Origin of the sequence: Mesorhizobium sp. M0615, assembly GCF_040320805.1 — a bacterium.
In the GTDB taxonomy this organism is placed as follows: domain Bacteria; phylum Pseudomonadota; class Alphaproteobacteria; order Rhizobiales; family Rhizobiaceae; genus Mesorhizobium.
The window spans coordinates 69,403-87,079 of record NZ_JAMYQI010000018.1 but is presented as its reverse complement, the minus strand read 5'-3'; the positions used below and the strand labels follow the sequence as shown (position 1 = coordinate 87,079).

General features: G+C 64.1%; 15 protein-coding genes. 6 read left to right on the top strand and 9 right to left on the bottom strand.

Annotation, left to right across the window (positions count from 1 at the left end; all coding sequences use genetic code 11):
- Positions 1–21 precede the first annotated feature (21 nt).
- Entirely contained in the window at positions 22–2,478 is a 2,457-nt protein-coding gene (locus NKI46_RS26775; RefSeq protein WP_352748829.1) for a ComEC/Rec2 family competence protein, read from the top strand.
- On the opposite strand, the gene lexA is transcribed toward NKI46_RS26775, so the two are convergent.
- Both lexA and NKI46_RS26765 read right to left on the bottom strand, forming a co-directional pair.
- Positions 2,472–3,254 carry a transcriptional repressor LexA gene (gene lexA, locus NKI46_RS26770; RefSeq protein ID WP_023715817.1) on the bottom strand — a complete coding sequence of 261 codons (783 nt, stop codon included), beginning with the start codon at positions 3,252–3,254 and terminating at the stop codon, positions 2,472–2,474. The genes NKI46_RS26775 and lexA overlap by 7 nt on opposite strands.
- A 202-nt stretch (positions 3,255–3,456) precedes the next feature.
- Positions 3,457–4,221, bottom strand: coding sequence for a GntR family transcriptional regulator (locus NKI46_RS26765; protein WP_352748826.1), 765 nt, complete (start codon positions 4,219–4,221; stop codon positions 3,457–3,459).
- A gap of 168 nt (positions 4,222–4,389) precedes the next feature.
- Between NKI46_RS26765 and kynU the strand changes: the two genes are divergently transcribed.
- Positions 4,390–5,637, top strand: a complete 1,248-nt coding sequence (gene kynU / locus NKI46_RS26760) for a kynureninase (protein ID WP_352748823.1) — start codon at positions 4,390–4,392, stop codon at positions 5,635–5,637.
- A gap of 105 nt (positions 5,638–5,742) precedes the next feature.
- On the opposite strand, the gene kynA is transcribed toward kynU, so the two are convergent.
- Together kynA and NKI46_RS26750 are read right to left on the bottom strand one after the other, a co-directional pair.
- Entirely contained in the window at positions 5,743–6,579 is an 837-nt protein-coding gene (gene kynA / locus NKI46_RS26755) for a tryptophan 2,3-dioxygenase (RefSeq protein ID WP_031196583.1), read from the bottom strand.
- Positions 6,576–8,201: an AMP-binding protein gene (locus tag NKI46_RS26750; RefSeq protein ID WP_023671045.1), complete on the bottom strand. Its 1,626-nt coding sequence runs from the start codon at positions 8,199–8,201 to the stop codon at positions 6,576–6,578. The genes kynA and NKI46_RS26750 overlap by 4 nt, the downstream gene beginning before the upstream one ends.
- 166 nt (positions 8,202–8,367) lie before the next feature.
- Between NKI46_RS26750 and NKI46_RS26745 the strand changes: the two genes are divergently transcribed.
- On the top strand, positions 8,368–9,198 hold the full coding sequence (locus NKI46_RS26745) for a hormone-sensitive lipase (protein ID WP_023736581.1): 831 nt from the start codon (positions 8,368–8,370) through the stop codon (positions 9,196–9,198).
- 44 nt (positions 9,199–9,242) lie between these two features.
- Here NKI46_RS26745 and NKI46_RS26740 read toward each other — a convergent pair whose 3' ends face one another.
- From NKI46_RS26740 to NKI46_RS26720, 5 genes are read right to left on the bottom strand one after another with little or no spacing between them, the layout of a single operon-like run.
- Positions 9,243–10,448 carry a molybdopterin molybdotransferase MoeA gene (locus tag NKI46_RS26740; RefSeq protein ID WP_352748820.1) on the bottom strand — a complete coding sequence of 402 codons (1,206 nt, stop codon included), beginning with the start codon at positions 10,446–10,448 and terminating at the stop codon, positions 9,243–9,245.
- Positions 10,448–10,930, bottom strand: a complete 483-nt coding sequence (gene moaC / locus NKI46_RS26735; RefSeq protein ID WP_023726639.1) for a cyclic pyranopterin monophosphate synthase MoaC — start codon at positions 10,928–10,930, stop codon at positions 10,448–10,450. Before moaC ends, NKI46_RS26740 begins: the two co-directional genes overlap by 1 nt.
- 2 nt (positions 10,931–10,932) lie before the next feature.
- Positions 10,933–11,745, bottom strand: coding sequence for an indole-3-glycerol phosphate synthase TrpC (gene trpC, locus NKI46_RS26730; RefSeq protein ID WP_023750454.1), 813 nt, complete (start codon positions 11,743–11,745; stop codon positions 10,933–10,935).
- Positions 11,746–11,748: 3 nt separating this feature from the next.
- The gene (gene trpD / locus NKI46_RS26725; protein WP_352741613.1) at positions 11,749–12,759 is read right to left on the bottom strand and encodes an anthranilate phosphoribosyltransferase; all 1,011 of its coding nucleotides are present in this window, start codon (positions 12,757–12,759) and stop codon (positions 11,749–11,751) included.
- A 31-nt stretch (positions 12,760–12,790) separates the two neighbouring features.
- Complete coding sequence (locus NKI46_RS26720) at positions 12,791–14,686, bottom strand: peptidylprolyl isomerase (RefSeq protein WP_352748817.1); 1,896 nt, start codon at positions 14,684–14,686, stop codon at positions 12,791–12,793.
- Between the two features lie 147 nt (positions 14,687–14,833).
- Here NKI46_RS26720 and tpiA point away from each other — a divergent pair, with 147 nt between their 5' ends.
- From tpiA to NKI46_RS26705, 3 genes are all read left to right on the top strand, one after another.
- On the top strand, positions 14,834–15,604 hold the full coding sequence (gene tpiA, locus NKI46_RS26715) for a triose-phosphate isomerase (RefSeq protein WP_352748815.1): 771 nt from the start codon (positions 14,834–14,836) through the stop codon (positions 15,602–15,604).
- 196 nt (positions 15,605–15,800) lie between these two features.
- The gene (gene secG, locus NKI46_RS26710; RefSeq protein ID WP_023715810.1) at positions 15,801–16,304 is read left to right on the top strand and encodes a preprotein translocase subunit SecG; all 504 of its coding nucleotides are present in this window, start codon (positions 15,801–15,803) and stop codon (positions 16,302–16,304) included.
- A 201-nt stretch (positions 16,305–16,505) separates the two neighbouring features.
- Positions 16,506–17,624: a L,D-transpeptidase gene (locus NKI46_RS26705; protein ID WP_023715809.1), complete on the top strand. Its 1,119-nt coding sequence runs from the start codon at positions 16,506–16,508 to the stop codon at positions 17,622–17,624.
- Positions 17,625–17,677: the final 53 nt, after the last annotated feature.

Sequence of the window (17,677 nt, the reverse complement as noted above, 5' to 3'; positions counted from 1 at the left end):
GGGGCGCAAGGGGCAGACCCGATGGCTGGACGTGGCCGGGGCACGAAGGAAGGCGAAGGCGCCGAGGCAAGCGTCAGCGAACGCTCGCTGTTTGCCGATAGTCCCTATGCCGAGCCGCTGCCCCTCGCGCTGCCTGAGCCGCATCCCGGCGTCGCGCCTGCGCTGCCCGGTCACGCGTTGCCGGCGCAAGTCACAGCGCCCGGATCTATCGCCCGTCTGCGCAGACGGCTTCGCCGTCCGTCATGGCCCGCGCTCCGCCGCAGCCTTGCCGTGGCCGCCAACACGGAGCTCGACCGGGGCGTCGCCTTCCTGCTGGTGCCGGTTTTCCTGGCGGCCGGCGTCATCATTTATTTCTCGCTGGCCGGCGAGCCCGGCTTTGCGCAGCCAATCGCCATTGTGGTGCTGGCGACATGTTGCGCTGTCGCCACGCGATCGCGGCCGAGGACGCATCTGTTCTGCATGGCCGCGATGCTGTGCGCGCTCGGCGTCGTCGCCGCCAAAGTCGAGACCTGGCGCGCCGGAACGCAGATGCTCGGCTCCGAGATTCAGACACGGCTGACCGGCCGCGTCGTCAGTCTCGAACAGATGGAAAGCGGCCGCATCAGGCTGACGCTCGACGTGGTTTCGACCGCTTACCCCGAGCTGCGCTACGCCCCGGAGCGGGTCAGGCTCTCGGCGCGGACCGTTCCCGCCGATATGACCGCCGGCTCCCTGATCACCGGCTATGCCAGGCTGTTGCCGCCGACCGGTCCGGTGCGGCCGGAGAGCTACGATTTCTCCTTCGACAGCTATTTCACCGGTATCGGCGGCAGCGGCTTCTTTCTCGGCAATCCGAAAACCATTGCTACGCAGGGACCGCCGCCGCTGACCGCGCGGCTCTCCTCGGCAATCGAGAACGCGCGCGAAAACATTGCCGACCATATCAGGGGCAAAATCGGCGGCGCCGAAGGCGAGATTGCCGCGGCGTTGATTGTCGGGGTGCGCGCCGGCATCCCGGACGAGGTCAACGAAGCGATGCGGCGCACCGGCATCTACCACATCATCTCCATCTCCGGCCTGCACATGGCGCTGGTTGCCGGCACCATCATGGCGTTGCTGCGTGGCGCCTTTGCGCTGTTTCCCGATTTCTCTTCGCGCCGCCCAGTCAAGAAATATGCAGCAGTGGCAGCACTCGTCTCCATCGCCGCCTATCTCGTCATTTCAGGCATCGTGGTCGCCGCCGAGCGCAGTTTCATCATGCTAGCGGTCATGCTGGTCGCGGTACTCTTCGATCGTGCCGCGCTCACCATGCGCAATCTGGCGATCTCCGCCATTGCCGTCATCCTGGTGTCGCCGCACGAGGTGGTCGGTCCCAGCTTCCAGATGTCGTTTGCCGCCACAGCCGCCCTTGTCGGCGCCTATGCCGGCTGGGCCGATTACCGCGCCGACAAGGTGAGAACGCCGCTGGCAAAGCGCTCCTTCGTCGGCTTCCTGTCGCGAAAATTCGCGCTGGCCATGGGCGGCCTCGCCATGACCTCGATCATCGCCGGCAGTGCAACCTTGCTGTTCGCCATCTGGCATTTTCAGCGTGTGTCGCCGCTCAGCCTGATCGCCAATCTGGCCGTGATGCCGATTGTTTCGTTGATCGTCATGCCCTTTGCCGTGCTCAGCGCACTGGCGATGCCGTTCGGCGCCGACGGGCCGTTCCTCTATGTGATGGGCAAGGGTCTGATGGCGATGATCGCTATATCGGCCTGGATTTCCGAGCGCTCGCCGGTCGACGCCGTCGGGCTGATCTCCATCCGCTCGGTGCTGTTGGTGGCGGTCGCCCTCGTCATCGCCACCATGGCCACCACCTGGCTCAGGCTGGCGGCCGTGCCTTTCGCGCTGGCCGGCCTGTTGACGGTGCCGCAGGTGCTTACGCCCGACGTGCTCATATCCGAGGACGCACATCTGGTGGCCATGCCGATAGGTGGCGGCGAACTCGCCCTCAACCGCGAACGCTCCAACGAATTCACCACGGACAATTGGAAACGGGCGCTGCGGGCCGAAACCATTATCCCGCCCGAGATTTTCGAGGCAACAGATACGCGGTTCGATCTCGATCCGCTCGATCTGCCGCCCGGGTCGCCCTTCTATTGCATGGGCGATCTCTGTATCGCCCGACACCCTTCCGGAGCCATTGTAGCCCTTGCCAAAGACCGCAAGACGGCGCGGCCGGCCTGTGCCTTCGCTAGCCTGATCGTCATCGATGACGCCACGGCCTACAATCCGTGCCGCGACCCGCTGGTGCTGGTCGTGACGAAGAAACAGCTGGCCCGCGACGGCAGCGCCGCCGTCTTCTTCGATCCGCAATCGGCAGCTGCAGCGCCAACCATCCGCTTCGCCGTCGACAAGCCGTATCGCCCCTGGCACGAGCAGCGCCGCTTCTCCCGCGAAGCGCGCGGCCTGCCGCCTTACAACCAGCGTGAAAAGTACAAACCCAAGCCGGCTCAGTAGCGCCGGATCAATCCGACAAGCTTGCCCTGCACCTTCACCCTGTCCGGTCCAAAAATGCGGGTCTCGTAGGCCGGGTTGGCGGCTTCCAGGGCGATCGAGGCGCCCTTGCGGCGGAAGCGTTTCAGGGTCGCTTCCTCATCGTCGACCAACGCCACCACGATCTCGCCGGGGCTGGCTGTGTCGGCATTGCGGATGATGACCGTGTCGCCATCGAAAATGCCGGCCTCGATCATCGAATCGCCCTTGACCTCGAGCGCGTAGTGTTCGCCGCCCATGATCATGTCGGGCGGCACCGAGATCGAATGGGTCTGATGCTGGATGGCGTCGATCGGCACGCCGGCGGCGATGCGTCCCATCACCGGGATTGAAATCGAGGAAACGGCATCGTCATTGCCGGCAGACATCGAACGCGACGGCGAGCCCGGCTTGATCTGGCGGCCGAGACCGCCTTGGCCCATCCCGCCTTGTCCCTGGCCGCCTTGCCCTTGGCCGGCTTGACCAAGACTGCCCTGAATGACGCTCGGCGAAAACTTCCTCGCCGCGTTGAGGCCTGGTGCGATCGAGTCGGGTAGCCGCAGCACTTCCAGCGCGCGCGCCCGGTTCGGCAGCCGGCGAATGAAACCGCGCTCCTCAAGCGCTGTGATCAGTCGGTGGATGCCGGACTTGGAGGCGAGGTCGAGCGCTTCCTTCATCTCGTCGAAGGACGGCGGGATTCCGCTCTCCTTCAGGCGTTCATGGATGAACATCAGAAGCTCATGTTGTTTGCGCGTCAGCATCGCGGCCCCCAAGGGTTCTGAAACCAGAATCGGAAAAAACAAACCCAGAACAAACACTATCTGTTCCAGTTGTGTTCCGCAACCTTTTAAAGTTTAATGAATGTGTTGACGTTTTGTTCAGCGTAACGTTCGGCGCTGCGAGCGCCGCCTGCCCATTTGCCGGCAACGGGGTGAAACGAAGACAAAGTGCCTGCGTCGTCGGCTATGATCGCCGCTTCCTTTTCGGACGGGGCTGCGCAGCATCCGCGCCGGGTTCGCTCTGGGCATAGACCTGCAGCGTGTAGCCGATGTGAGCGGTCATCAGAGTTTTCGCACGTTCGACGTCGCGATCGAGGGCCGCTTCCATCAGGGCGGTATGGTGTTCGATCGCCACGGCGTCGCGCAGGGCCGCCACGGCCTTCCGGTGTCCATCCGTGCGGCCGGCGGCGGCGCGCAGCGTCGGGGCCAGACCCAGAAAGCGGTGATGGCGATGCAATTGGTCGGAAATCGTCGCATTGAACTGCTGCAGCCAGCTGGATGTCGCGGCACTGAGCAGCGCCGCATGGAAGGCATCGTGTTTTTCGTACCACGCGTCGACCGCATCATCCGATGGATCGTCGAGAACAGACCCGCACCGTGAGAGACGATAGTGGGCGGCAACGACCGCGTCTTCCCACTCACGGTCGCCTTTCTCGATCGATTCCACCAGCAGGGGCAGTTCGACCACCAGCCGCGCACGCGCCAGATCCTCGAGCTCCGCCCGAGAGACAGAAGCGACCGCAAACCCGCGGTTGCTGATGGCGGTCACAAGCCGTTCCGCCTCCAGCCGCGACAGCGCCTCGCGCAACGGCGTCCAGCCGATGCCGTAGGTGTTGCGCAGCGTGCTCAGCTTCAACGGCGCCGCGGGCGCCAGCCGGGTCGCAAGAATATCGCGCCTGAGCACGCGATAGGCCGCTTCCGTCTTCGAGGTCTGCTCGTCATCCAACATCGTGATCCATCAGACATAAATGCTCGGCTGATCATTATATATCAAAGCCTTTCAACGGAAGAATTATATATAATGTTTGACAGCTCAAGGGGCGACCACTCAAGATCGCCGGCATGTTTCGGCGGCAGGCTCCGCCGCGCGCGTTTGTCCATGGAGGGGCGCCGGATCATGAGCACGACACCCGATCTCGCTACAATCGAAGCAATGGATGCCGCCGATCCGCTGCGCTCCATGCGTGAACGCTTTGTCTTACCGCAAGGCGTAATTTATCTCGACGGCAATTCGCTGGGTGCCGCGTCACCAGCCGTCTTCAGCGAATTGCAGCAGGCCGCCACGCAGGAATGGGCGCACGACCTCATTCGCGCCTGGAACACCGCTGGCTGGTTCAACATGCCGGTGGAACTGGGAGATCAGCTCGGACGACTGATCGGCGCGGCTGACGGGCAGACGGTGGTCTGCGACACAACCTCGATCAACATCTACAAGCTGCTGCACGCCGCGCTCGGCATGCGGCCGGCTCGGTCGGTCATCGTTGCCGAGGGCGACAGTTTCCCGACCGACCTCTACATGGCCGAAGGCGTCGCCTCGACCCGGCCGGGAACGCGGCTGCGGCTGGAGGGCGTCGACGCGGCCGCAATCGAGGAGCTGATCGACGACAGCGTTGCCGTCATCCTGGTCAACCACGTCAACTACAAATCCGGCCAGTTGCGCGACATGGCGGCGCTGACGCGCAAGGCACATGACGCCGGCGCGCTGATCATCTGGGATCTCTGCCACACGGCCGGCGCCTTGCCGGTCGAACTTGACCGTGCCAATGCCGATTTCGCCGTCGGCTGCACCTACAAATACCTCAATGGCGGCCCGGGCTCGCCGGCCTTCATCTACGCGGCCGAGCGCCACCATGGTGATATCAGCCAGCCGCTCAGCGGCTGGTGGGGCCATGCGCGGCCCTTTGCCTTCGAGCAGGGCTTTGCCGTCGGCAGCGGCATCCGCCGCTTCCTGTGCGGAACGCAGCCGGTGCTGTCGATGCGGGCGCTCAAGGGCGCGCTCGATATCTGGAACGACGTCGACATGGCGGCGGTGCGCAGAAAAAGCATCGCGCTGACCAACCTGTTTATCCAGCTCGTCGAAGCCAGATGCGGCGCCTACCGGCTTGAACTGGAAAGTCCTCGCGACGGCAGCCAGCGCGGCAGCCAGGTGTCGTTCCTCCACCCGCATGGCTATCAGGTGATGCGGGCGCTGATCGAGCGCGGCGTGATCGGCGATTTCCGGGCGCCGTCGACCATCCGTTTCGGCTTCACGCCGCTCTATGTCGGATATGGCGATGTCTGGCAGGCGGTCGAAGTCCTGGAGGATATTCTGCGCACCGGCGCCTGGCAGGACGCCCGCTTCGCGGTGAAGACCGCGGTTACGTAAGAAACTAGAGCAATTTCAGGAAAAGTGTGAAGCGGTTTTCCGTCCGAAATTGCGTCAATCAAAGAGCTAGAGCATTTCGCCGTTTCCGTTAAACGGTGAAATGCTCTAGAGCCGGGTGCGGACCGTCCAGAGCTCCGGAAACAGCACGACCTCCAGCATCTTCTTCAGATAGGAGGCGCCTGAGGTGCCGCCGGTGCCGCGCTTCAAGCCGATGATGCGCTCGACCGTTGTGACGTGGTTGAAGCGCCAGCGGCGGAAGTAATCCTCGAAGTCGACCAGCTTCTCGGCCAGTTCGTAGAGCATCCAGTAGCGCTGCGGGTCGCGGTAGACGGTTTGCCAGGCAGCCAGCACGTCTTCGTTCTCACCGCGCGTCTCGCGCCAGTCCGTGCGCCCGGCATCGGCGCCGATGTCGAAGCCATTGCGCGCCAAAAGCAGAAGCGCCTCGTCGTACAGCGACGGCGTGGCCAGGATCGCTTCCAGCCTGTCCGTAAGATCGCGCCGGTGCTTGTGCGGCCCGAGCATGGCTAGGTTGCGGTTGCCGGCCATGAACTCGATGGCGCGGTACTGCCACGACTGGAAGCCCGAGGATTGGCCGAGCGCGTCGCGAAACTCGGTGTATTCGCTTGGCGTCATCGTGCGCAGCACGTCCCAGGCATTGTTGAGCTGCTCGAAGATGCGCGCGACGCGAGACAGCATCTTGAAGCTCGGTTCGAGGCGGTCGGCGCGGATAGAGCGGATCGCGGCGCCGATCTCGTGTAAAGCGAGCTTCATCCACAATTCCGATGTCTGATGCTGGATGATGAACAGCATCTCGTCATGGGCCGAAGACAGCGGCGCCTGCGCATCGAGCACCTTGTCCAGCTGCAGATAGTCGCTGTAGGACATCCGCTCCTTGAACGACATCTGCGCGCCATCGGACGCCGGATCGTGCGGCTTAATCAATTGCTCTTCTCCGCGCGCAACCGGAAGCGCTGGATCTTGCCGGTCTGGGTTTTGGGCAAGGCGTCGATGAACTTCACCGAACGCGGATATTTGTAGGGCGCGATCGTTGCCTTGACGTGGTCCTGCAGGCGTTTGACGGTCAATGCGTCCGGCGAAACACCTTGCACAAGCACGATATGCGCCTCGACGATCTGGCCGCGTTCACCGTCCTCGGCGCCGGTCACCGCGCATTCGGCGACGTCGGGATGCGAGAGCAGCGCCGCTTCGACCTCGGGGCCGGCGATGTTGTAGCCGGCGCTGACGATCATGTCGTCGGAACGCGCGGCGAAGTGGAAGAAGCCATCCTCGTCCTGCGTGAACGTATCGCCGGTGAGATTCCAGCCGTCGCGGACATAGTCCTTTTGCCTGGCATCGGCCATGTAGCGGCAGCCGGTCGGGCCGCGCACCGCCAGCCGGCCAGTAGAGCCGCGCGGCAACTCCCGCATCTCGTCATCGACGATGCGTGCCTGATAGCCGCCGACGGGTTTGCCGGTGGAGGCCGGCTTCATGTCGTCGAAGCGGTTGGAGATGAAGATATGCAGCATCTCGGTGGCGCCGATCCCATCGAGGATCGGCTTGCCGGTCTTCTCAGTCCATTCCTCGAAGACAGGCGCCGGCAGCGTCTCGCCCGCCGAAACCGCGACGCGCAGCGAGGACAGGTCAGCGCCTTGATCCATGGCCTTGAGCATGGCCCGATAGGCGGTTGGAGCGGTGAAGGAAATGGTCGCTTTGTAGGTCTCGATGATGTGGATCATGTTGGGTGGCGTCGCCTGTTCCAGCAGCGTCGCCGCGGCGCCGAAACGCAGCGGGAAGATGGCGAGCCCGCCAAGACCGAAGGTAAAGGCAAGGGGCGGGGAGCCGACGAAGATGTCGTCGGGCGTCACCTCCAGGATTTCGCGGGCATAGGCGTCGGCGACGATCAGCAGGTCGCGGTGGAAATGCATCGTCGCCTTCGGCACGCCGGTGGTGCCGGAGGTGAAGCCGAGCAGGGCGACATCGTCGCGGCCGGTGTTGACGGCAGTGAAGGTGACCGGCTTGTCGAGGGCGGCGCGGTCGAGTTCCGCGTCATGGTTGGCCGTGCCGTCGAAGCCAATGACCTGCTTGAGATACGCACTGCCCTTGGCGCAGGCGGTCATCTCGTCCATCAGCCTTGTATCGCAAAGCGCAACCGTGATTTCCGCCTTGTCGACGATCTTGGCGAGTTCGCCGGCGCGCAGCATCGGCATGGTGTTGACGACCACCGCGCCAACCTTGGTGGCGGCCAGCCAACAGGCGACCATGGCCGGGTTGTTGGCCGAGCGGATCAGCACCCGGTTGCCCGGCTTGACGCCATAATTCTCGACCAGGGCATGGGCGAGCCTGTTGGTCCAGTCGGACAGTTCCTTGTAGGTGCGGCGGCGGCCATTGCCGATCAGCGCGGTGTGGTCGCCGAACCCTTTTTCGACCAGCCTGTCGGTCAATTCGACGCCGGCATTTATGTGGTCGGGATAGTCGAAGCCGTCGAGCAAAAACTCCGGCCATTGCTCCGGCGGCGGCAGGTTGTCGCGCGTGAATGTGTCGATATGCGCTGATGGCCCAAGCATTTTCGGCTGCCCCTGTCTGCCTCGCGCCCATGGCTGAACAAGGCGCAGGATCGCACCAGTCGAAATTTGTTTCAAGCCTAAAATGTTTTTAGGTCGCAGGATTGACGCCGCCCTGTTCGGCGGCCATTCCTGTCGACTGAACTGAAGCCATCCGGGAGGGATGCAGATGCTCCAACATCGTGTTGCCGATTGGGACAATGCCTACGCCAACGGCGACAACATTGCCGGCAGCAATCGCTGGCCGGCCGCGTGGGACACACCGGCACAGGCTTTTCGCGACACAATGTCGGCGTCCGGTCGGGCCAAGCTCGACATCGCCTATGGCGACAGCCCGCGCAACAGGCTCGATCTGTTCCTTCCCGATGTCATGCCCAAAGGGCTCGTCGTCTTCATCCATGGCGGTTACTGGAAGGCGTTCGACAACAAGCCATGGTCGCATCTGGCCAACGGCGCGGTTGCCAATGGCTTTGCCGTGGCAATGCCGACTTACACGCTTTGTCCCGACATACGCATTTCCGGCATCGTCAGGGAAATCGCGGCGGCGATCGGCAAGGCGGCGACGATGGTCGGCGGGCCGGTGATGCTGACCGGGCATTCCGCCGGCGGCCATCTCGCCTCCAGGATGGTGACGACAACGACACCCCTGGCCGCCGATGTGGCGGGCCGCGTTCGCAATGTCGTCTCGATCTCCGGCGTCCATGACCTGCGGCCAATCATGCGCACCGGGATGAATGGGACACTGGCCATCGATGAAGCGGAAGCACTGGCCGAAAGCCCGGCGCTGCTGCGCCCGATGGATGGCGCACGCATCACCTGCTGGGCCGGCGGCGGTGAGCGGGCGGAGTTCCTGCGCCAGAATGCGCTGCTTGCCAACATCTGGATCGGCCTCGGCGCCACGACCAGCACAGTGGTCGAGCCGGACCGGCATCATTTCAGCATCGTCGACGGGCTTGCCGATCCGACACATCCGCTGACGCGGACATTGCTGGCGGAGTAACAACCAGTCTTGTCTCTTGGAATTAACGGTTTGGATCCGCGACCTCAGCGCAACATCAGAATGCTGCAAGCAGCGCCTGCTTCTGCCGCCGGAGCGAAGGGCTCGCGCACGATCAGGCCGTTGGCGTCGGCCAGCATTCTCAGCATCGAGGAATCCTGGATGCCAAACGGCGTCGCCACCAATGCGCCGGCTTCTTCCCGGACCACGGCGCGCACATAGTCTTGCCTTAGATCATTGGCCGGCATCGAGGCGCCAAGCTGAGCCTGGCGGATGTCCTGCCGGTGGGGACGGCCGCCGAGCTGCGCCAATAGCGGCTTCAGGAACAATTGCGAGCAGACCAGGCTCGCCACCGGATTGCCGGGCAGGCCGATGCACCTGATATCGCCCAGCCGCCCGAACATCAGCGGCTTGCCCGGGCGCATGGCGAGCTTCCAGAAGTCGAGGTTCATGCCTTCGCCGGTCAGCACGTCATGAACGAGATCATGGTCGCCGACCGAGGCGCCGCCGAGCGTGACGATGACGTCGGCTTTCGCATCGACCGCCTTTTTCACCAGCGCCGCGATCGCTTCCTTGCGATCGGCCGCTATACCGAGATCGAGCGCGCGAGCGCCGACCGACTGCGCCACAGCAGCGACGCCATAGGCGTTGGACGAGATGATCTGGGCGGGGCCAGGTTCGCTGCCCGGTGGCAGCAATTCGTCGCCGGTGGCGATGATGGCGACCAGCGGCCGTTGCACCACGTTCAACCGGGGATGATTGGCCGACGCCGCCAGCGACAATGCAGCCGGATCGAGCACGCGGCCTTTCTCCAGCAGCACGTCGCCTTGGGCAAAATCCAGTCCAAGGCGGCGGATGTTGCGGTTCTTCGCCGTCGGTTCGGTGACCTCGATCCGGCCACCGCCGAGATCGCGAACATTTTCCTGGATGACGAGGGTGTCTGCGCCTTCAGGCAGCGGCGCGCCGGTGAAGATGCGCACGGCTTCCGCCTTGCCGACAGCGCCGTCAAAGCCGCGCCCTGCAGGCGCCGTGCCGATCACCGAAAGCCTCGCGGGGAGGGTCGCCACATCCTGCGCCCGTGCGGCATAGCCGTCCATGGCAGATGCATTGAAAGGCGGCTGGGTACGCAGCGCCACGACCGGCTCCGCCAGCACCCGGCCGGCCGCATCCGCCAGCGCGACGCTTTCACCGGGCAACGCCACAGCGCCGTCGAGGAGGCGTTGAAGCGCCTCGGCGACCGGAACCAGCGCCATTACGAACCCGCCCTGTAGTCGCCGGACTTGCCGCCGGTCTTTTCCACCAGCCTGATGCCGGAAATCACCATGGCACGGTCGACCGCCTTGGCCATGTCGTAGATGGTCAGGCACGCCACCGACGCCGCGGTCAGCGCCTCCATCTCGACCCCGGTCTTGCCGGTGACGCGGGCAAGCGCGGTGACCCTGAGGCCGGGCAGCGTGGTGTCCGGTTCGATGTCGACCGACACCTTGGTCAAAAGCAGCGGATGGCAGAGCGGGATCAGCTCATGCGTCTTCTTGGCCGCCATGATGCCGGCAATGCGCGCGGTACCCAGCACATCGCCCTTCTTGGCGTCGCCGTCGAGGATCATCTTCAGGGTTTCGGCCCGCATCGACACAAAGCCCTCGGCGACCGCCGTGCGCGTCGTCTCCGCCTTGTCGCCGACATCGACCATGTTGGCCTCGCCCTTGGCGCCGAGATGGGTGAGGGCGGCTGCCATTGTCAGGCTACCTCTGCCTTCGCCTTGCCTGTCAAAAGCAGCCGCGTTGCCGCAGCGACATCCTCTTGCCGCATCAGGCTCTCGCCGACGAGGAAGGTGCTGATGCCGGTCTTTTGCATCCTGAAGCAATCGTCGTGGGTGAAAATGCCGCTCTCGCTGACCAGCAATCGGCCGCCCGGCACCATCGACGCCAGCCGTTCCGAGGTTTCGAGGCTGGTCTCGAATGTTCTGAGATTGCGGTTGTTGATGCCGATCAGCTGCGACGACAGTTTTACCGCGCGCTGCGTCTCGGCCTCGTCATGCACCTCGATCAGCGCATCCATGCCGAGTTCGAATGCGGTCGCTTCCAATTCGCTGGCCAAGGCATCATCGACGCTGGCCATGATGATCAGGATGGCATCAGCGCCCCAGGCGCGAGCCTCGTAAACCTGGTAAGGGTCGAACAGGAAATCCTTGCGCAGCGCGGGCAGGGCGACGGCGTTGCGCGCATTGGTGAGAAATTCCGGCGCGCCCTGGAAGGATGGCGCATCGGTCAGCACCGAAAGACAGGCGGCACCGCCTTTCTCATAGGCCTGCGCCAGTGCGGGCGGGTCGAAATCGGCACGGATCAAGCCTTTGGAAGGGCTAGCCTTTTTGATCTCGGCGATCAGGCCGAAGCTGCCCGATCTGCGCTTCGCCTCAAGCGCCCTCAGAAAGCCACGCGGTGCGTCGGCATCCTTGGCTCGCGCCTTGATCTCGGCCAACGGTATCCGCGCCTTCGCCGCCGCGATCTCGTCGCGTTTGTAGGCCTCGATCTTGCGCAGAATGTCAGCCACGGCTCATCCGTTCGAAATCTCGACCAGCCTGTCGAGCACGCCCAGCGCCCGGCCGCTGTCGATGGCCTGTGTGGCCGCGGCCATGCCGTCGGCAAGCGTCGTCGCCTTGCCGGCTACCACCATGCCGGCGCCGGCATTCATCAGCACCGTATCGCGATAGGCGCCGGCAGCACCGCCCAGCATGTCGCGCAACGCCTTGGCGTTGTAGGCGGCGTCGCCGCCGCGCAACTCGTCCTTGGTGTGGCGCTGCAGGCCGACGGCTTCCGGGGTGAGCGTGAAATGGCGGATCTCGCCGCCGGCCAGTTCCGCCACCTGCGTTTCGCCGGTGGTGGTGATTTCGTCATAGCCGTCGCCATGGACGACCCAGGCATGCTCGGTGCCCAGCGCCTTCAATGTCTCGGCCACCGGCACGATCCATTCAGGCAGGAACACGCCGACCATCTGCCTGCTGACGCCGGCCGGATTGGACAGCGGTCCGAGCAGGTTGAAGATGGTGCGCGTGCCGAGCTCGACGCGGGTCGGGCCGACATGCTTCATCGCAGGGTGGTGCGCCGGCGCGAACATGAAGCCGACGCCGGCCTCCTGGATGCAGCGGCCGATCACCTCTGGCAGGATATCGATCTTGACGCCGAGCGCGACCAGCACATCGGCAGCGCCCGTCAGCGACGACAGGCCGCGATTGCCGTGCTTGGCGACCGGCACGCCGCAGCCGGCAATGACGAAGGCCGAAGCGGTCGAGATGTTGACTGAATGCGAATTGTCGCCGCCCGTGCCGACAATGTCGATGGCGCCCTCAGGAGCTTCGACGCGCAGCATCTTGGCACGCATGGTGGCGACGGCGCCGGAAATCTCGCTCACCGTCTCACCGCGCACACGCAAGGCCATCAGGAAGCCGCCGATCTGGCCCGGCGTCGCGTCGCCAGACATGATGATGTCGAAAGCTTCGCGCGCTTCGTCGAAGGTAAGCCCGGTTCCCGTGGCGACCTTGGCGATATGGGTCTTTAGGGCGCTCATTGGGCCAAGACGTTCATTGGGCTAGGGCCATTCATTGGGCGAGGGCTTGGGCAACGGCGGCCTGGTCGACGCTGACGGCGTACTGCGTCTGCAACTGCGCCACCAACTGGTCGAGCAGATCGTCGGACATGCCTTGCGTGAAGGATTTTTGCGCATCGTCGGGTACCGAGCTGGCGTCGGCTCCGGCCGGCTCGAACACTTCGGCGACCTTGAACAGGATCTGGCCGTCGCCGGTGGGCGAGGGGATCAGCCCGGTGCCGCCTTCGCCGACGCCGAACATCGCAGCAGCACCCTCCTTGCCGAAATCGACATCGTCGACCTCGCGCTTCACGCCGCGCTTGGTCTGCTTTTCAAGCTTCAGTTCGCCGGCGATGACGTCGAGTGTGGTGCCAGCCTTGAGGCGCTTGTCGAGTTCGTCTGCTTTCGCGGTCAGCCGCTTGGTCGTTTCCTCTGTCGTCCAGTCCGCCACCACGCGCTGGCGGACTTCGTCCAGCGTGCGGTCGCGAGCCGGCGTGATCGATGTCAGTTCATAGAACACGAAGCCGTTGTTAGGCGTGGTCAGGGCTTGATTCTCGGTGTTGGGCTCGGCTTCGAACACCGCCTTGATGAGGTCCGGCGATGCCGGCAGGTCCTTGATGATGGTGCCGTCCGGCTTGAGGCCGGTGCGGTCTATGGCCTCGACGGTGACGTCCTTGAGCTTGAGTTTGGCGGCGGCTTCGGCCAGCGTGCTGCCGGCGGCGCGGGTGTCTTCGTAATTGTCGTGCACGTCGAGCAGGATGCGGCTTGCTTCGCCAAGCGCCAGATCCTTGCGGATCTGGTCTGACACTTCCGCCAGCGGCTTCACCGTTTCCGGTTTGATCTCGGTAACGCGCAAAAGCACCGGACCGAACGCGCCCTGGACGACCGGGCTGACTTCGTTGACGGCAAGCGCGAATGCGGCATCGGCGACCGCCTTGTCGGTGATCTTATCCTTGGAGAGCGTGCCGAGCAGCGTGTCGGCCGGGGTCTTGCCCTGCGCGGTGACGATCTTGTCGAAAGTGGCGCCCGTCTTCAGCGAATCGGATGCCGCCTTGGCGGCGTCCGCGGAAGGAAACACCAGCTGTTCGATGGTGCGCATTTCCGGCGTGGTGTAGCGCCCCTTGTTCTTGTTGTAGTCGTCGCTGACCTGCTGGTCGGTCACGGCGCTGACATCCATGATGTCTTCGGGCTCGAGCCGAACATAGGAGAATTTGCGGTATTCTGGCGCCGCGTAGGTTTTCTTGTTGGCCTCGAAATAGGCCTGAAGCACGCTGTCGGATGGCGCCTCGATCGGCTCCACCAACGCCTTTGGCAAGATCAGATAGTCGATGGTGCGGTCTTCGCCGCGATAGAGCGCAACTGCCTTGAAGAAGGTGTCCGGAGCCTTGAGGCCGTCCGAAACCGCTTCGACGATCTGCTGGCGCACCGCCACCTGAGCCCGGTTCTTGAGATAATCCTCCGGCCGCATGCCCAGTTCGCGCAGCCGGGATTCGAACAGCCGGCGGTCGAACTGGCCATTCGGGCCCTGGAAGGCGGGTTCCTGCCGCGTTAGTTCGGCCAGCCTGTCCTTGGAGAAGCCAAGCCCGAGCTTGCGCGCCTGTTCGTCGAGGACGGCGCCGGACACCAACTGAGCCAGCACCTGGTTGTCGATGCCATAGGCCTTGGCCTGGTCGCGGCTGATGCGCTGGCCGATCTGCTGTTGCAGCATGGCGATCTGGCGATCGTAGGCGAGGCGGTACTCGGTGATCGACACGGTGGTGCTGCCGGCGGTGATCACCGCATGATGGCCGGCCAGGAAGCCGCCCGTCATCCGCGTGGTGACGCCCCAGGCAAGGAAACTCAACACCAGCAGCGACAGCAGGGCTTTCGCGACCCAGGTCCCTGCCGCGCTTCTCAATATACCAAGCATTGTTACTTCCGAGTTTTGCGCAGTTTTGCGTGCGCCCGAGTCTGAAACAAGCGCAATAGCGCCCTTCCGGCTCACTGTCGATTGCTTTGTGGCCTGATTTTGATAGGGAGGGCGAGACCCCAATGTCGCCCGGAGAACCAGATCCCCATGACGCCAGGAATTCGACCGCTCGTTGCCGGCAACTGGAAAATGAACGGCACCAGCGCTTCGCTGAACGAGCTCAGGATGATCGGCAACGGCTTCATGAGCGGGCTCGACGCAGAGACCGAAGCATTGGTCTGCGTGCCGGCGACCTTGCTGTCGCGCGCCGTCGAAATCCTGTCGCGCACGCCGGTGCGGGCCGGTGGCGAGGACTGCCACATCAAGGAAAGCGGCGCCTTCACCGGCTGTGTCTCAGCCGAGATGCTGAAGGATGCGGGCGCCAGCCACGTCATTGTCGGCCATTCCGAGTGCCGCGAACAGCGCAGCGAGGACGATGCCATCGTCCTCGCCAAGGCCTCGGCGGCGTGGCGGGCAGGGCTCGTCGCCATCATCTGCATCGGCGAGACCAAGGCCGAGCGCGAAGCGGGCACAGCACTCGACGTATTATCGCGGCAGGTCGCCGGCTCGGTGCCACCGAGCGCAACGCCCGCCAACACCGTTATCGCCTACGAGCCGGTATGGGCTATCGGCACCGGCCTGACGCCGACCCCCGAAGACGTGGCGGAGGCGCACGCACATATCCGCCAAAAACTGGCGGAAGCGCTCGGCGCAGCCGTGGCCGGCAAGATGCGCATCCTCTATGGCGGCTCGGTCAAGGCGTCCAACGCGGTCGAACTGCTGGGCGTCAAAAACGTCGATGGCGCGCTGGTTGGCGGCGCCAGCTTGAAGGCGTCCGACTTTCTCGCCATCGCCGAGGCATACCAGAATATCGCGTAGGCCCCGGAATCCCGTTGCCGACCAGTTCCGTCATCGACTTATGAACGCAGCAGTTCGGCGGAAATCGTTGCAAAGGGCGCATTGCTTCCCATATTCCGGCCACGGGCTTGGAAATGCCGTTAAAGCATTGTATGGAGCCGCCTCCAAATCACCGGCCCTGATCGCCAGGGAGCGGCAGGGCTTGCCAGGATAAAATATGGAAACCGTACTGATCGTCATCCACCTCATGGTCGTGCTCGCCCTTGTCGGCGTGGTGCTGCTGCAACGCTCCGAAGGCGGTGGTCTCGGCATTGGCGGCGGTTCCGGTTTCATGACCGCGCGTGGCGCCGCCAATGCGCTGACGCGGGCGACGGCGATCCTGGCCGCGGCCTTCTTCGTGACGTCGCTGACACTCTCGATCGTTGCCCGCTATGGCGAAAAACCGATCGACATTCTCGACCGCGTGCCGGCCGACAGCGGCAACGGCGTGCTCAATCAGTTGCCCGGCACGACGGCGCCGACGCCGCCTTCGGGCAACACCGCACCGGCCGCGCCCGCGGCCAACGGCGCCGCCACGACGCCGCCCGCGACGGCTCCCGCCACCACAGCCCCGGCGACGGCTCCATCTCCGGCGACGCCACCTGCAACCGACGATTCGGCTGCGCCGCCGGCTACCAATGGCGTTACCTTGCCGGTCACGCCGCAGGTTCCGAACCAGTAGTCGGTACGGTCAGATGCCGCGATCTGTTGTTGTTTCAACACAGTCGCGGCAAATGGCACACGATCACGAAGATTCGACCGCACCCCGTGCTTGAGGCCCGTACGCCACTTCCATTATAGATTGCCGGCGGCACTTTCTGCGCCCTTGGGGGGCGCCGGGCGACGCCGTGGGCAACAAGCATTGAACGATCGGATCTTCGCCATGCAGCTTCGCAGCTTCATTCTCATGGGGTTTTGTGCCGTATTCGGCATGAGCTCCGCGGCCTTCGCCGGCACTCCGGCAATGACCTCACCGCAGGCGGTTGGCAAAACCGCTGTCATCAACGTCGCCGCCAAGAGCGATGCGACGCAGCTGAAGCTTCTCAAGAAGAAGAAAAACCCGAGCCCGGATGATCTGGCTCAGATCAGCAAGCTCGAAGACAAGATCGCCGCCGACAGGGATCTCGCCCGCGTCAAGGCGCTCGAGGCCCGCAAGGTGGCGATGCGCGATGCGGCGAAAGCCAGGGCCGACGCCCAGCGCCAGGCGTTCCTGGCCAGCAAGGGCAAGCCGGTGGTGATCGCTGACGCCAAGCCAGGCAAGAAGATCACCAAGATCATCGCTCCGGTTGACCCGATCGCGCCGGTCGAGCCGATCGAATCGGCCGAACCGCTTCCGGCCGAAGCGATGAATATCGCGCTGACCGGCAACAATGGCGAATTGCGCAGCGAGGCCCCGGGCCAGAAGCCGACGAGTGGCGGACTGTTCGCCGGCCTGTTCGGCGGCACGTCCTCTGCCTCGTCCATTGCCTATCTCCCCGAGACGCGCGCTCTCGACCAGGCTCTCGCCAAGCGGCAAGCCAAGAAACAGTTCAAGGTGAAGCCGGAATTCGTGCCGCAGGACGTCGAATTCAGCGGCTACGAGCCGGGTACGATCGTCATCGATACCAGCGCGCGCCGCCTCTACCTCGTCGAATCGGCTTTCACCGCCCGCCGCTATGCGATCGCGGTCGGCCGCGAAGGCCTGCAGTTCAAGGGCAAGGTTGCCGTTGGCGACAAGCAGGAATGGCCGCGCTGGATCCCGACTCTCGACATGCAGAAGCGAGAACCCAAGCATTATGGCCAGTACAAGGACGGCATGCCCGGCGGCGGCCAGAACCCGCTAGGCGCCCGCGCCATCTATCTCTACGACGGCAAGAAGGACACGCATCTGCGCATCCACGGCACCATCGCGCCGCAGTCGATCGGAACCAGCGCCTCCAATGGCTGCTTCCGCATGATCAACGAGCACGTCATGGACCTCTACAGCCGCGTCAGGGTCGGCACCAAGGTCGTCATCATCTGACGCTTTCACAAACCTGCCGAAAGGGCCGGCTTTTGCCGGCCCTTTTGTTTTGA